At 71.9% G+C, this 14386-nt stretch carries 16 protein-coding genes; 3 read left to right on the top strand and 13 right to left on the bottom strand.

Going from position 1 to position 14386, the window contains the following annotated elements; translation table 11 throughout:
* Nucleotides 1-20: 20 nt before the first annotated feature.
* The 7 genes from ACIPJI_RS21220 to ACIPJI_RS21190 all read right to left on the bottom strand — a co-directional run bounded on the left by ACIPJI_RS21220 (nucleotide 21) and on the right by ACIPJI_RS21190 (nucleotide 5204).
* Nucleotides 21-1367, bottom strand: a complete 1347-nt coding sequence (locus tag ACIPJI_RS21220; RefSeq protein ID WP_402247978.1) for a PP2C family protein-serine/threonine phosphatase — start codon at nucleotides 1365-1367, stop codon at nucleotides 21-23.
* Complete coding sequence (locus tag ACIPJI_RS21215) at nucleotides 1364-2371, bottom strand: SpoIIE family protein phosphatase (RefSeq protein ID WP_356623590.1); 1008 nt, start codon at nucleotides 2369-2371, stop codon at nucleotides 1364-1366. The genes ACIPJI_RS21220 and ACIPJI_RS21215 overlap by 4 nt, the downstream gene beginning before the upstream one ends.
* Complete coding sequence (locus ACIPJI_RS21210) at nucleotides 2368-2748, bottom strand: ATP-binding protein (RefSeq protein WP_373465363.1); 381 nt, start codon at nucleotides 2746-2748, stop codon at nucleotides 2368-2370. Before ACIPJI_RS21210 ends, ACIPJI_RS21215 begins: the two co-directional genes overlap by 4 nt.
* Nucleotides 2749-2918: 170 nt before the next feature.
* Nucleotides 2919-3335, bottom strand: coding sequence for an STAS domain-containing protein (locus ACIPJI_RS21205; protein WP_307709548.1), 417 nt, complete (start codon nucleotides 3333-3335; stop codon nucleotides 2919-2921).
* A complete protein-coding gene (locus ACIPJI_RS21200; protein ID WP_356623591.1) occupies nucleotides 3332-4240 on the bottom strand; it encodes an STAS domain-containing protein in 909 nt (302 codons plus the stop codon). Before ACIPJI_RS21200 ends, ACIPJI_RS21205 begins: the two co-directional genes overlap by 4 nt.
* A gap of 176 nt (nucleotides 4241-4416) precedes the next feature.
* The gene (locus ACIPJI_RS21195; protein WP_402247976.1) at nucleotides 4417-4680 is read right to left on the bottom strand and encodes a DUF5133 domain-containing protein; all 264 of its coding nucleotides are present in this window, start codon (nucleotides 4678-4680) and stop codon (nucleotides 4417-4419) included.
* 119 nt (nucleotides 4681-4799) lie between these two features.
* Nucleotides 4800-5204 (bottom strand): ATP-binding protein, encoded by a 405-nt coding sequence (locus ACIPJI_RS21190; protein WP_307709551.1) that lies wholly within the window; start codon nucleotides 5202-5204, stop codon nucleotides 4800-4802.
* Between the two features lie 207 nt (nucleotides 5205-5411).
* Here ACIPJI_RS21190 and ACIPJI_RS21185 point away from each other — a divergent pair, with 207 nt between their 5' ends.
* Entirely contained in the window at nucleotides 5412-5666 is a 255-nt protein-coding gene (locus tag ACIPJI_RS21185; protein WP_356623593.1) for a WhiB family transcriptional regulator, read from the top strand.
* 117 nt (nucleotides 5667-5783) lie between these two features.
* Here ACIPJI_RS21185 and ACIPJI_RS21180 read toward each other — a convergent pair whose 3' ends face one another.
* The 4 genes from ACIPJI_RS21180 to ACIPJI_RS21165 form a co-directional block, all read right to left on the bottom strand.
* Nucleotides 5784-6695 carry a chitosanase gene (locus tag ACIPJI_RS21180; protein WP_402248244.1) on the bottom strand — a complete coding sequence of 304 codons (912 nt, stop codon included), beginning with the start codon at nucleotides 6693-6695 and terminating at the stop codon, nucleotides 5784-5786.
* A gap of 154 nt (nucleotides 6696-6849) precedes the next feature.
* On the bottom strand, nucleotides 6850-7824 hold the full coding sequence (locus ACIPJI_RS21175) for an acyl-ACP desaturase (protein ID WP_189464809.1): 975 nt from the start codon (nucleotides 7822-7824) through the stop codon (nucleotides 6850-6852).
* Between the two features lie 398 nt (nucleotides 7825-8222).
* Nucleotides 8223-9866: an ABC-F family ATP-binding cassette domain-containing protein gene (locus tag ACIPJI_RS21170; protein ID WP_402247974.1), complete on the bottom strand. Its 1644-nt coding sequence runs from the start codon at nucleotides 9864-9866 to the stop codon at nucleotides 8223-8225.
* 362 nt (nucleotides 9867-10228) lie between these two features.
* Nucleotides 10229-10645 (bottom strand): SsgA family sporulation/cell division regulator, encoded by a 417-nt coding sequence (locus tag ACIPJI_RS21165; RefSeq protein ID WP_356623596.1) that lies wholly within the window; start codon nucleotides 10643-10645, stop codon nucleotides 10229-10231.
* Between the two features lie 211 nt (nucleotides 10646-10856).
* Between ACIPJI_RS21165 and ACIPJI_RS21160 the strand changes: the two genes are divergently transcribed.
* Nucleotides 10857-11960: a WD40/YVTN/BNR-like repeat-containing protein gene (locus ACIPJI_RS21160; protein ID WP_402247972.1), complete on the top strand. Its 1104-nt coding sequence runs from the start codon at nucleotides 10857-10859 to the stop codon at nucleotides 11958-11960.
* A gap of 19 nt (nucleotides 11961-11979) precedes the next feature.
* Here ACIPJI_RS21160 and ACIPJI_RS21155 read toward each other — a convergent pair whose 3' ends face one another.
* The gene (locus ACIPJI_RS21155; RefSeq protein ID WP_356623598.1) at nucleotides 11980-12279 is read right to left on the bottom strand and encodes a YciI family protein; all 300 of its coding nucleotides are present in this window, start codon (nucleotides 12277-12279) and stop codon (nucleotides 11980-11982) included.
* A gap of 72 nt (nucleotides 12280-12351) precedes the next feature.
* On the opposite strand from ACIPJI_RS21155, the gene ACIPJI_RS21150 reads away from it, so the two are divergent.
* Complete coding sequence (locus ACIPJI_RS21150) at nucleotides 12352-13047, top strand: endonuclease V (protein ID WP_402247970.1); 696 nt, start codon at nucleotides 12352-12354, stop codon at nucleotides 13045-13047.
* A gap of 130 nt (nucleotides 13048-13177) precedes the next feature.
* Here the strand turns inward: ACIPJI_RS21150 and ACIPJI_RS21145 are convergent, their stop codons facing one another.
* Nucleotides 13178-14377 (bottom strand): saccharopine dehydrogenase family protein, encoded by a 1200-nt coding sequence (locus ACIPJI_RS21145; protein ID WP_402247969.1) that lies wholly within the window; start codon nucleotides 14375-14377, stop codon nucleotides 13178-13180.
* Between the last annotated feature and the right edge of the window lie 9 nt (nucleotides 14378-14386).

The following is a 14386-nucleotide window of genomic DNA, read 5'->3' as shown; positions in this document are numbered from 1 at the left end:
CGTCGGCTCCGACCGGGCGGTCAGCCGATGCCTGCGCGGAGCCCGCGTGGGCCCCGCGCCGTGCCCCGGCCCGCAGCCGGGCCATGACCGGTACCTGCCTCGGCGCCGGCTCTCGCCGCCGCGCCCGCGCCCCCGTCCGCCCCTGTGTACCGCAGGGTGAGCGCCAGCGTGTCGTCGGCGTGCAGGACCACGGTGTGCATGTCCGCCGCAAGTGCCCCCGGGATCTCCTCGATGGGGGATCTCGCATGCATGGTGGCCGCGGAGATGAGGCGGCGCTCGCCCTCCAAGGGGTCTCTGCGGCTCTCGGTGAGACCATCCGTGTAGAGGACCACGAGGTCGCCCGGGGCGAGGTGGGTCGAAAGGACCTGTTCGCTCCCCGGCAGTGGGTAGCCGACGCCGCGGCCCCGGGCCTCCAGGAACTCGGCGCCGCCGTCGGCGCGTACGACCAGGGCGGGCGGGTGGCTTCCGTTGGCGAGCAGCATCTCGCCCGTCGCGGGGTCGATCCGGGCCAGGAGCACCGAGGCCATCAGATCGGGGTCGATGCCGTTGAGCACGTCGCTGGCCCGCCCGACGACGGACTTCAACGGGCAGCCGTCCAGCGCCAGCGTGCGTACGGCGTGGGTGACGTTCAGGGCGGAGCCCGTGCTGCGCACTCCGTGCCCGAGCGCGTCGACGATCGTGATGTGGACGCTGCCGTCGGGCAGGACGAACCAGTCGTACAGGTCGCCGCCGGTCGGCGCGTCGGTGTCGGCGGGGGCGTAGTGCACGGCGAGTTCGAGTCCCGGCACCCGCAGCGGCGCGGGACGCAGCGCGTCCTCGAGCGCGCGCAGCATCTGGCCGTGGGCACGGCGCAGTTGCTCGTCGCGTTCCTCGAGCTGGACGTAGAGGGCGAGCACCCCGCTGTTCGTCTCGTCCAGTTCGTCCTTGAGCCGCTGATGGTCGGCGGTGAGGGCGTCGGAGGCGGCCAGGACGGCGGCGAGCTCCTGCTCCGCCGGATCGTCGGTGACGTCGCCCGCGGCCGGGTCCTCGAACGCCGGTACGGAGAGCGGGATGTCCCACACCACCGCCCCGTCGTCCGCCGCCGCCGGCAAGGGGAGTTCCTCCGGCGGCGGCCCCGCCTCGGCGGCGTGGTCCAGCCGCACGCTGAGCATCCGCGGGCCGGACCGTCCGTCCCCGGGCACGTGCAGCGCCGTCAGTCGCACGGTACGGCCCAGGACCAGCGACGGCCGTGCCACCGCGGCGGCCGAGACGGCCAGCCTGGCGCGGGTCTCGACGGGCACGCCGTGAGCCGCGGCCAGGCCACGTACAGCCCGGCGCACGGCGGCAAGGTCCGCCAGCGGGCCACTTCGCCACACACGTTCGGTCATCGCAGTCCTGTCAGGCTGAGGGCGGAGGCATCGTCCCGTGACCGGCGGTAGCGATGCGCGAGGGCTGCCGGCAGAAGCTCGGCGGGGAGACGGAGGAGGAACGGCGACGGGGCGTGCGACCAGCGGGCCTCGATGCCGTCGGAGTGCAGGACGACCACCTGGTCAGGCGTCATCGGAGTGGACCGCACCTGCGGTGTCGGCAGGTTCCACCCGACGACTCCCGGCCGGCCGTCGAGCCGGCGCTGAGCGGCGTCCCGCGACAGCACGCACAGCCGGACGTTGCCGACCCCGCAGAACTCCGCGGCACCCGGCCGCAGCCGCAGCAGGCCGACGGCAGCGCCGCGGGTGTGCCGCAGCGCCCGGTGGAAGGCGTTCATGATCTCGGGCAGCGGCTGGTCGCACACGCCGTGGAAGGTGCGCAGCGCGCCGCGTGCGGCCCGTGCCGCCTCGACGCCGTGGCCGAGGCCGTCCACGACGACGGCCGTGCGTCCCGCGTCCGTGTCGAACACCGCGCAGCCGTCCCCGCACTCCTGCTCGCCGTCGGCAGGCAGGCACACCGCGCCGGCCCCCGGCGCCGGAGGGGCCTGGTCGGCGGCCGTGATCCGCGCCGCCGCCACGGTGCCGCCGGGCACCTGGGTACGGACGACGAAGACCGAGGCGACCCGTTTCACGGCCCCGAGTCCCGTACCGAGTGTGCCCGTTGTGGTGAATCCGTCGGCGAGGCAGCGCTCCAGGCGCTCCATGCCCGGCCCCCGGTCGACCGCGATGATCTCCAGTCCGGGGTCCAGGGCCAGTGGCTGCACGTAGACGATGCCGTCGGTCGCGTGCTTGTCGAGGTTGCTCGCCAACTCGCTCGCCACCGCGGCGGCCTTGTCGGGCAGCGCGCCCGTGAGACCGCAGTGGACCGCGGCTTCCCGGGCGCGCGTGGCGGCCAGGTGCACGGCGCTGTAGTGGTCGATCGGTATCTGCGCGGTAGGCAGCCGTGCGTACCCGTAGCTGCTCAACGGCCCGCCCATCGCACCGCGGTCACCGTGGTGCCCTGCCCTGGGGACGAGCGCACCTCGAACTCGTGCATGAGGCGCCGTGCTCCGCCCAGGCCGTGGCCGAGGCCCTCACCCGTGGTGAAACCGTCGGTGAGGGCTCCGTCGAGGTCCGCGATGCCGGGTCCCTCGTCCCGCACGACGAGCCGCAGGCCGACGCCCGCGGCCCCGTGGACGCACTCCAGCGACAACACGCCGCCGCCGCCGTGGACGAAGGCGTTGCGTGCGAGTTCGCTGGCCGCGGTGACCACACGGGTCTGGTCGACCAGGCTGAAACCCAGCTGCTGCGTGGCCGCCCGCACGGCGTGCCTGGCGCCCAGCAGGTCCTCCTCCGTGCGCACCGGGCATTCGGTACGCACAGAGGTCGCGGCTCCCGTGCGGCCAGGGCCGGTAGCGGCCCGGCCGGCGCCACGCTGGACTCCGACGGCAGGCCGCCCGACGACGAGCCCGCCGCCGTAATGCCCGACGGTGAGCGGCCCGTTCGGCCGTCGTCCCTCGGCGCTCATCTCTGCTATGCCCCATCCGCGGTTCGTGGTGCAGAGGGCTCCTGCCGCACGGGCGTCCGGGACCAGCCGAGGGCGGCCATCCCCTGCTCGGCGTTGAGCGCCGTCTCCACACCTTTGAGTTCGATACCCAGTTCCACGAGAGTGACGGCCACCGGCGGACTCATCCCGGCGACGATGACGCGCGCACCGAGCAACCGGGCCATCGTGCTGAGTTCCATCAGCGCGCGCGCCACGAACGAATCGATGATCTCCACCCGGGAGATGTCGATCAGCACGCCCCGCGCGCCTTCGGTCGCGATCCGGCTGGTCAGCTCGTCGGCCAGCGCGACGGCCGACGCGTCGTCCAACTCGCTGAGCAGCCCGGTGACCAGGGTGTCCCCGAGCCGAAGGATCGGCAGCTTGGTGGGTTCTCTCCCGTTCATCGGCCGTCCTGCACCTCGTCGCTCCATCCGGGGGCGATGCCCGGTTCCGATCGGAAGGCCTCCTGCTGGGTGAGACGCATGGACGTCTCGAGGGCGTCGGCGAGGGTCGCCCGGGTCAGGATGTCGGACAGGTCGATGCCGAGCTGCACGATCGTCTGCGCGATCGCCGGGCGGACCCCGCTGACGACGCACTCCGCGCCCATGAGGCGAACCGCCTTGACCGTCTGGATCAAGTGCTGGGCGACGGAGGTGTCCACGGTGGGGACACCGGTGATGTCGATGATCGCCACCAGCGTCCCGTTCTTCTGGATGGCTTCGAGCAGGTTCTCCATCACCACCTGGCTGCGGGCGGTGTCGAGGTTGCCGATCAGCGGTACCGCGAGAACGTGCCGCCACAGCCGGACCACCGGTGTGGACGCCTCCAGAAGTTGCCGGCTCTGCCTGCGGATGATCTCCTCACGGCCGTGGACGAACGTCTCGAAGCACAGGGCGCTCGCCGCGTCGAGCACGCGGTTCACCGCCAGAACGGTGACGTACAACTCTTCGGTGTCGAACGGCTCCTGACGGACCGCCTCCAGCACGGCCTCCTTCAGCGCGAACAGCGCCAGTGATGCCTCGGTGGGCGCCGCGCCGGCCCGTGCCCGGCGCATCGACATGTCCACCACCGCGTCGTTCAGTCCGGCGTGTTCGGTGGCCCGCGCGAGGGGGACGTCGCCGGCCAGGCAGGCGCGGACGGCTTCCACGAGCAGGTCCGCCTCCTCACGCCATTCAGCTTCCGCCAAGCTCTCTTGGCCGGTTCCGGTGCGCTCCTCCTGGAGCTGCACCCACCGGTCGGCGATCTCGGCGCCGCGTTGCGTCAGAACCTCGCTCAGACGTGCTCGTACGGCGGACTCGGGGGTACTCATGTTCGCCTCTCGCTGCGCTTTCTACGTGGGTGGGCGACCGGATCCACGGCCCGTCCCAGATGGTAACGGCCCCGGTCGGAGCGGACGGACGGCCGACGAAAGCCGGCGCGGAGCGCAACAGGCCCGGCGGGTACGGCCCCGAGTGGGCGCCCAAGTGGCAGGAGGACGGCGCCCGCTCAGGCGCTCCGCCGCAGCCGAGCGGGCCGGCGCGTGGCAGCCGGGCGTGCGCGCGTGGCCGTCACGTCCATGGCCTCCAGTTCCTGCCGCGCGGCGGCAAGGGCCGCCTCCGCGGTCCGCGCTCCCGTCGCCGCGCACAGGGCGTAGGCGGCGTCCTGCAGTTGGGCGTGTATCCGGCTCGAGCGCTCCGCCTCGTGCAGTGCGACGAGTTCTCGGTACTCCTCGACGACGTTCCGCAGGATGGCCGGGTGCGGTATCAGCACGTTGCTCCTCCTCCTTGGCGACCGGCCGACGTCGACGGGTCGGCATGATCCCGTTTGCCCCGCCCTCGCGCTCGCATTCGTCCGACAACCCCCCGGGTGGCACGGGTCACGTCGTGGCGTCAGTCGAGGCGGACGATCGCGTGGATCGTCTTGCCCTCCGCGGCAGAGGTGGTGGTCACCTCTTCGCTCAGCCTTTGGACGAGAGGCCAACCGTGTCCCCCGGGGACCAGAGGATCCGGGCCGCGTAGCGTGGTGGGCCGGACGGGGGAGCGGTCCGTGACACTCAGACGCAGCGCGCCCTCGGTGACGCAGAGGGTCAGGGCGGTCACCCCGCCGGCGTGCCGGATGGCATTCGTCACCAGTTCGGAGGCTACGAGGAGCGCGTCGGCGACGACAACGCTGTGCTCGGGACCCGGTGGCATGGGGCAGAACTCGTCCTCCAGCAGGCGGCGGACCTCGTCGCGCGCCTCTGCCGCAGAGAGGGGAAACACGGTGCGGTCGCGGCCGCTCCGGACCGTCGTCATGCGTCCTCCAACTCGTCTTCCATGGGCTCCGGCGCTGGTCCGTCTACCCGGGCAGCCGGATTGCACACCGCCCCTCCGGTAGGCCTGTGGGCGGATGTCAAGAGGGCGTGGACCGGAACGTCCCGCGGCGGCCCGAACCCGGGGAACACGCCTCCTGTTGATACGTCGTTGAGCCGGTGTTTATCGGCCATCGGCAAGGTGGTCCGTATGCCGATCAACACCACCATCCCCACCACCGAGCACGAACTCTCCTGGCAGGAGAGCGCGTTGTGCGCCCAGGCGGGCCCCGAGTTCTTCTTCCCGGCCCCCGGCTCCTCCACTCGCGAGGCCAAGCAGCTCTGCGGAGCGTGCGAGGGCCGGGTGGCCTGCCTCGAGTACGCGCTGACACACGACGAGAGGTTCGGCGTCTGGGGCGGCCTCTCGGAGAAGGAACGCCACCGCCTCAAGCGCACGGCCCGCTGACCCCGGGCGGCCCCGCCGCGCACAGGTGGCGTGGCAGGCGCGCGTGGTGGAAGCGCGGCTCACGAGGCCGAGTGCGGCGCCGGGCGACGCGGGCGGGTCACCGGGCGACGCGGCAACTCATGAGCCGATGCGGAACGTCTCTCCGTACACCCGCCAGGTGAGCGGCGTGTCCAGGTCCATGTTCCCTTCGCGCAGGAACACCCGCTGTGCGGTGTCGATCCGCGAGGAGTCCCTGGTCTGCTCGGTCTTCTGGCGGCCGATCACGGTCCGGCCGGCGTCGAGGAAGGCATTCAGGTAAGCCTTCTCGTCGCCGCCCTCCGCGGCGGTGTCGGCGGTCTTCATCGCCGCCTCGCGGATGCCGTAGAAGCCCTCCGGGCCGAGCCCCGGCCCGTGGAGCACCATCGCGTCGTAGTAGATGAACTGGCCGAGCGTGGACAGGCCGTCCATCTTGGCCAGCCGCACGGCCGGGTCGAAGTAGATCCGGTCGCGCATCACGTCCTGGGCCTTGCGGAATTCCGGGTCTTCCGCGGCCTTCGCCCACGCCGCCTCGAACGGCGCGCCCAGTCCCTCGTGCGAATCGCTGCCGTCGACCTCGCGGAGTGCGGGAAGGTACCCGACGAGCGGGTTGTCCGGGTGCTTGTCCGTGAAGTACTCGACGAGCTGGAGCATGTCGTTCGTACCCGAGCAGAAGCCGATGATCCCGGCCGTGTAGCCGTTGCCGTCGCCGATGTCCTCGATGGCGCCGTACCGGCTCTTCCAGTCCAGCGTCGAGTTCTCCGCGCTCGCCAGCAGTCGGGCGGCGGTCTCCTTCTTCGCGGGATCCGCGAGGCCCGGCGGCAGCGCGTCGATGCGGTCGTCCCGCTCGCGCTGCTGGGCCGGGCTGCCGGCCTTGAGCGGGTCGGGGGCGAAGGCGGTCGGGCTGACGCGCAGGCTCGGGTCGTCCTTGGGGCGTAGCGACTCGCCGCCCCCGCCGAAGTAGACGGAGACGGCAACAGCTATCGGGGCGCCGAAGAGGACGACGCGCGTCAGGGGTTTCACGCGGGACAGCGTACGGTGCCGCCCCGTGCCCCAGTAGCCCCGGGTTCGGCCCGCCCGTAGGGTCGCGGCCGGGCCCTGCCCACCGTCGGCGCGGGCCGTCGCCCCGGGCGACGGCCACCGGCGCCGGCGGTGCCGAGGGGACGCCCTATCCGGCGGCGCGCGCCGCCATCCGGGCCTTGCGGGCGGCGAGCTTCTCGTCGAACTTGAGCGCCTCCGCGTCCAGCCCGTTCATGTACAGGCCGAGCTCCTCCTGCGCCTTGAGGCCCTCGGGGCCCAGGCCGTCGATCTCCAGGACCTTGAGGAAGCGCAGCACCGGCTGGAGCACGTCGTCGTGGTGGATGCGCATGTTGTAGATCTCGCCGATGGCCATCTGCGCGGCGGCCCGCTCGAAACCGGGCATGCCGTGCCCCGGCATCCGGAAGTTCACGACCACGTCCCGCACGGCCTGCATGGTCAGGTCGGGGGCGATCTCGAAGGCCGCGCCCAGCAGGTTGCGGTAGAAGACCATGTGGAGGTTCTCGTCGGTGGCGATACGCGCCAGCATCCGGTCGCAGACGGGGTCGCCCGACTGGTGGCCGGTGTTGCGGTGCGACACGCGCGTCGCGAGCTCCTGGAAGGCGACGTACGCCACGGAGTGCAGCATCGAGTGGCGGTTGTCGGACTCGAAGCCCTCCGCCATGTGGGCCATCCGGAACTGCTCGAGCTTGTCCGGGTCCACGGCGCGCGAGGTGAGCAGGTAGTCCCGCATCACGATCCCGTGCCGGCCCTCCTCCGCGGTCCAGCGGTGCACCCATGTGCCCCAGGCGCCGTCGCGGCCGAAGAGCGTCGCGATCTCGTGGTGGTAGCTGGGGAGGTTGTCCTCGGTGAGCAGGTTCACCACCAGGGCGATCTTGCCGATGTCCGTGACCTTGGACTGGGCGGGGTCCCAGGCCTCTCCGTCCTCGAAGAAGCCCGGGAAGTTGCGGCCGTCGGAGAAGGGGACGTACTCGTGCGGCATCCAGTCCTTGGCGACCTTCAGATGGCGGTTGAGCTCCTTCTCCACGACCTCTTCCAGCGCGTACAGAAGTCGCGCGTCGGTCCACGCTTCCGAACTGCCGAGGTGGGGAGAGGTGATCGTCACGGGGGCTCCTGGGGGACGGGAGAGTTACCTACGTACTCGTAGGTTACGAAACCGTAGGTTAAGCACGTCATAAGCCCCAGTCCAAGCCCGGATCCGCGATGCCCGATTACGTACCGTTATAAGTGCAGCTCCAGCGGTGTACGGAGAGCTGTGTCACGGTCTCCCGCAGCTGCCTGAGCGGCCGGATATTTTTCTGTCCGCCCGCCGGGTCGGGGCAGGTGCACGGCGGGTCGACCCGTCCCCGGAGCGTCCCGCCGTTGCCCGCCGTGCGGCGCGGCGCGGCCGGGCGCGTCGGACCGGTCTCCCGGTGCCTCGCCGCCGGCCGCGCCGGACGTTCACCCCGATGGGGCCCACACCCGCCCGACGCGTCGGATGTCCACCCCGACGGGGCCGCACGCTCATCCCATCGGGAACGCCCCGTCCCGCAGTTCCTCCGCCGAGACGTCCCGCAGTTCGCCGTCGAGCAGCAGGCGCCGCGTGACGCCGATCGAATCGAGGAACGACGCGTCGTGACTGGCCACGATCAGGGCCCCCTGGTAGGACTCCAGCGCCGCCGTCAGGCTGCGCACGCTCGACATGTCGAGGTTGTTCGTCGGCTCGTCCAGCATGAGCAGCTGCGGCGCGGGCTCGGCGAGCAGCAGCGCCGCCAGTGCCGCACGGAACCGCTCGCCGCCCGACAGCGTCCCGGCCGGCTGGTCGGCCAGGGCGCCCCGGAAGAGGAAGCGCGCCAGCCGCGCCCTGATCTGGTTGTTCGTGGCGCCGGGTGCGAACCGGGCCACGTTCTCGACGACGCTCAGCCCGTCGTCGAGGAGGTCGAGGCGCTGTGGCAGGAAGCGGAGCGGGACATCGGGCACCGCCTCGCCCGCCACCGGCTCCAGCTCGCCGGCGATCGTGCGCAGCAGGGTCGTCTTGCCCGCGCCGTTGCGTCCCACGAGCGCGATCCGTTCGGGTCCGCGTACCTCGAACTCTCCCTTCACCTCTGCCCCGTACTGCAGCCGCAGGTCACGGAGCCGCAGCACCCCGCGGCCGGGGTGGACCTGGGTGCTGGGCAGCTCGATACGGATCTCGTCGTCGTCGCGCACCGCCTCCACGGCCTCGTCGAGGCGCTCCTTCGCCTCCGCGAGTTTCTCGGTGTGCATGATGCGGTGCTTCCCGGCGGACTCCTGGGCCGTGCGCTTGCGGGAGCGCATCACGATCCTCGGCTCCCGCTTGGTGTCGTACATCTTCTGGCCGTACCGCTTACGACGGGCCAGCTTGATGTGGGCGTCCGCCAGTTCGCGCTTCTGGCGCTGTACGTCGGCCTCCGCGACACGCACCATCCTTTCCGCCGCCTCCTGTTCCACGGCGAGCGCCTCCTCGTACGCGGAGAAGTTGCCGCCGTACCAGGCGACCTCGCCGTCGCGCAGATCGGCGATCTGGTCGACCAGTTCCAGCAGTTGACGGTCGTGGCTGACGACCACCAGCACACCGGACCACCGCGTCACCGCGTCGTACAGGCGCCGGCGGGCGAACAGGTCGAGGTTGTTGGTGGGTTCGTCGAGCAGCAGCACGTCGGGACGGGCCAGCAGCAGCGCCGCCAGCCGCAGCAGGACCGCCTCGCCGCCGGAGACCTCGCCGATGGTGCGGTCGAGACCGATGTGCCCGAGACCCAGCTGGTCCAGGGTGGCGTGCGCGCGCTCCTCGACGTCCCAGTCGTCGCCGACCGCGGTGAAGTTCTCCTCGCTCGGATCACCCGCCTCGATGGCGTGCAGCGCGGCGCGGGTCCCTGCGATGCCGAGGACCTCGTCCACCCGCATGCCGGTGTCGAGCACCACGTTCTGCGGCAGGTAGCCGATCTCACCCATGGCGCGGACCGACCCGGCGGACGGTACGAGTTCGCCGGCGAGCAGCCTCAACAAGGTTGATTTGCCTGAGCCGTTGAGGCCGATCAGGCCGGTGCGGCCCGGGCCGATCGCGAGGTGGAAGTCCTCGAAGACGACGCTGCCGTCCGGCCATGCGAAGCCGAGCGCGGAGCAGGTGAGATAGGTGGGGGAAGTAGACACGTGGCCTCCGGTTGCTGGGTACGGGCTGGGAGCAACGGTGGAGACACCTGTGCGACGTGACGGATGCCGGAATGGGCCGGGGAGATCCCAAAGACGCCGGGAAGAAAGGTCCCGGTCGGGGGAGCGGACGGCATGAGTCGTCGAGGTCGCACGCGAAGCGCACAGGCGTGAGCCGTGCTGCACGGTGTCTCAAGACCTCAGACGAGCAACGTCCTACTCCGATCGACGACGACAGAACCGTCATACACTGTATAGGGCCCCTGGGGTCGTGTCAACGGCATACGTGCGGCCCGGGGGAGCGGTGCCGTCGGGCGCGGCCGGCGGCACCGGGTCGCGGCGGGGGCGAGCAGCGGCGGAGGGTGTCAGGCGGCGTCGCGCAACAGCTCCGTCAGATCCTGGTCGAGCCCCAGGTACAGGTGCTCGAGCCCGGCCGGGACCGCCTCCTGCACGCGCTCGAGGAAGCGCCGCAGATCCCCGGTGCGGATGTGCACCATGGCCATGCCCTCCGGGGCGTGGAACTCCAGCACCGTCCGGTCGTAGCCGTACGGCCGCAACCGCACATCACCGAGGCCGGCCGGTTCATGGACCCCCTCGGCCAGCAACTCCCGCGAGAACGCCCAGGACACATCGGTGCCCTCCAGGGTGGCCGGTCCGGGGAAGTCGATACGGACGGCGAAAGGGTCACGGCGGTCGTAGTGCAGCGTCGCGGGAACGGACTCCATCTGGGGTGCGGACGCGACGAGTCGGGCCTGGACGGTCTGCTCGATGACGGTGGACAAGCCCCGCTCCTTCGTGTGCGGCTCGCTGGGTCCTGATGGCGCAGGTCTCCCTGATATCTCAGAAGACGTCGGAAGGACCGATTCCGTGCACCGGGGAAGAGAGTGACATGTGTCACCGCCCGCCGTCCGCCGCACACGCGGATCACCACCCGCGGGAGTCGGCGTCACGCACCCTGGACGGGTCCCGGCGCGTGGGCTAGCTTCCAGCGCCATGAGGTCCTTGGGGAAGACGAGACGAACGCTGTCCGTGGGGCTGTGCGCCATCGCGGTCGCGGCCGCGACGGCCGCACCGGCGCACGCGGAACAGGCGGCAACGGTGGCGGACCGGCCCGCGGCGGCCGGTACCCCCGGCTGGAGCCTGAAGGACACCGGGACCGATGTGCGGCTGCGAGGGCTGGCACCCGTCAGCCGGAAGACCGCATGGGTGGCCGGCTCCAAGGGCACCGTGCTGCGCACCACCGACGGCGGCCGCAGCTGGCTGGACGTCTCACCGACCGGGGCCGGCGCGCTCGAGTTCCGTGACGTCGAGGCGTTCGACGGCCGGCGGGCGGTGGTCCTCGCCATCGGCGAGGGAGAGGCGTCCCGGGTGCTGCGGACCGAGGACGGCGGGGCGAGCTGGACCGAGTCGTTCCGCAACACCGACGCCAAGGCGTTCTACGACTGCATCACGTTCTTCGACAGCCGGCACGGCCTGGCCATGAGCGATCCCGTGGACGGGAAGTACCGCATCTTGTCCACCGGCGACGGCGGGCGGTCCTGGAAGGTCCTCCCCGACGCCGGCATGCCGCCCGCCCTGCCGGGCGAAGCGGGCTTCGCCGCGAGCGGCCAGTGCCTCGTCAGCTCCGGTCCTAAAGACGTCTGGCTGGCCACCGGAGGTGGCGCCACGGCGCGCGTGCTGCACTCGGCCGACCGCGGGCTGAACTGGACCGTCGCGGAGTCGACGATCCCGGCCGGGGACCCGGCGCGCGGCGTCTTCGCGCTCGCGTTCCGCGACCGGAAGCACGGCCTCGCGGTCGGCGGCGACTACCGAGCCGACCAGGCATCGCCCCGGGCCGCGGCCGTCACGGGCGACGGCGGCGGCAGCTGGCGGCGGGCGCAGACCCCGCCGCCCGCGTACCGCTCCGGTGTGACCTGGCTCCCGCACAGCAGGTCCGCCGCCCTCGCCGTCGGACCCACCGGCACGGACCTGACGACGGACGGCGGCCGGACCTGGCGCACGGTCGACACCGGCTCGTTCGACACCGTCGACTGCACCCCCGACTTCGGCTGCTGGGCCTCGGGGGAGAAGGGCCGGGTCGCGCGTCTGGAGTTCTGAGGCGGGGACGGTCGGGCCGTCAGGTTGTCGGCTGCCGGCGGTAGGGGGCCAGCTCGGGCGCCGTCTTGGTCGCGATGAACTCGGTGATCCGGTAGGTGCACACAGCGCCGACGACGAAGGGGTCGGTCGCCGCGATCTTCTCGATACCGGCGCGGTCGTCCCCGACCGCGAGGATGATCCCGCCGTCGCGCGGCTTCTTCCTGCCCGACGCGATGAAGACGCCCTCCTCGTACAGGCCGTCCAGCCATGCCACATGGGCTTCCATCAGCGGTTCGACGCGCTCGACCGGCGCGGTGTAGGTCAGTTCCATCACAAACATGACCGCGAGGCTACCGGGCCCGTGTCACCGGGCGGGGGTCGCTTCGGGGCAGGCCATAAAGTGGGCGGCACCATGAAGATCGTCGAAGCGCCCTCCGGCTGGCCCGTGAACGAAGAAGAGGCCCTGGCCGTCCAGGACGAACTGCGCACCCGCGTCGTCCTGGACGAGCCGGGCCCACCGGTCGGCACCGGGCTGGTGACCGGCGTCGACGTGGCGTACGACGACGAACGCGATGTCGTCGCCGCGGCGGCGGTCGTGCTGGACGCGGCGACGCTGACCGTGGTGGAGGAGGCCACGGCGATCGGCCGGATCACCTTCCCCTACGTGCCCGGGCTGCTCGCCTTCCGCGAGATCCCGACCGTGCTGGCCGCGCTCGAGTCGCTCACGGCCGGGCCCGGCCTGGTCGTCTGCGACGGCTACGGCCGCGCGCACCCCCGGCGGTTCGGGCTGGCGAGCCACCTCGGGGTGCTGACCGGGCTGCCCTCGATCGGCGTCGCGAAGAACCCGTTCGTCTTCACCTACGGCGAACTCGGGGACGAAAGAGGCGACTTCGCGCCCCTTCTCGCCGACGACGGCGAGGAGGTCGGCAGGGCGCTGCGCACCCAGCGGGGCGTGAAGCCGGTCTTCGTCTCCGCGGGTCACCGGGTGACGCTCGGCGCGGCGTGTTCCCACACGCTGCGGCTGGCACCTGAGTTCCGGGTCCCGGAGACGACGCGGCGCGCGGACGCCCTGTGCCGGAGGGCGCTTTCGGAGGCGACAGGAGTGTGACGGCTGCGGCATCCGCGTCGGGTGAGGCCCCGTCACGGAGGTGACGGGCCTCACCCTTGGTCAGGCGGCCTTGCCGCCGTCGACCGACGCCGAGTACCCGAAGGCGGACACGGGGCTGCGGCAGCGTCGGCTACCGGGTGTGTGCCACCCGGAAGTGGATGCCCGCCCGCTGAAGCCGTGTCAGCAGCGCGTCGCCCATCGCCACCGCCGGCGTCACCTGCCCGGAAGTCCTCGGCAGCGTGTCGCCGGCAAGGCACATCGCCGATTCCGCAAGGATCTTCGCCGTCTCGTCGTAACCCGGGTCGCCGCCCTTCACCTCGGTGAAGACCTGGCGCCCGCCGCCCTCGCCGACGAAGCGGACCGAGAACCAGCTCTCCGCGCGGCGCTTGGCGCTGGGGCCGTCGCCCGGGGCATAACGGCCCGTCAGCCATCGCCGGGCGGCCGGGATCTGCGCGAGGGCGAAGCCCGCTCCGACGGCCGCAGGGCCGCCGAGTGCCATCGGCAGGGTCTTGACCGCCGCGTAGTGGCGGTAGCGGAAGTCGGGGCCGTAGCGTTCCAGCGCGCGCGCCGAACGGACCACGACCTGCGGGTCGATCGTCGGCAGGGGCAGGGCCCACGCCCCGGTCTCCCGGCTGAAGCGCGGCCCGCCGAGGGGGGCCTGCGCCCGGCGTCCGACCAACCGCGGTTCGTGGAGCCGGCGTTCGCGTGCGGCGCGCAGCGTTTCGCGGCCGCGGCCCATCGCGGTGAGCGCGGAGGCCAGCGTGCCGCCGGAGAACATCGCGTTGGAGCGGACGAAGCCGTCGATGGTGAGCGGCACCCCTTCAGGGAGCTGCCGCACGGTGAAGAACACGCCGAGGTCGTGCGGGACCGAGTCGAAGCCGCACGCGTGGATGAGGCGTGCGCCGGTCTCGCGGGCCCGCGCGTCGTGCCGCACGTACATCAGGTCGACGAACTCGGGCTCCCCGGTGAGGTCGACGTAGTCCGTCCCGGCGTCGGCGCATGCTGCGACCAGGCCTTCGCCGTACCAGACGTACGGTCCGACCGTCGTGGCGACGACCCTGGCGGAGCCGGCGAGCTCCCGTATCGACGCGGCGTCGGCGGTGTCGGCCTCGATCAGCGCCAGGGCGGCGCACGCCGGGTCGATGACGGCCAGTTGCTCCCTCAGGTGCTCGAGCTTGTCGCGACTGCGTCCCGCGACGGCCCAGCGGCAGCCCTCGGGCGCGTGCCGCGCGAGATACTCGGCGGTCAGGCGCCCGGTGAATCCGGTGGCCCCGAAGAGCACGATGTCGTACGGGCGCTGTGCGCGGTCCGTCACGTTCTGGCTGTTCACTGGCTCCTC

Origin of the sequence: Streptomyces sp. NPDC086835 (assembly GCF_044745705.1) — a bacterium.
In the GTDB taxonomy this organism is placed as follows: Bacteria; Actinomycetota; Actinomycetes; order Streptomycetales; family Streptomycetaceae; genus Streptomyces.
This window is presented reverse-complemented; position numbering and strand designations above follow the sequence as displayed.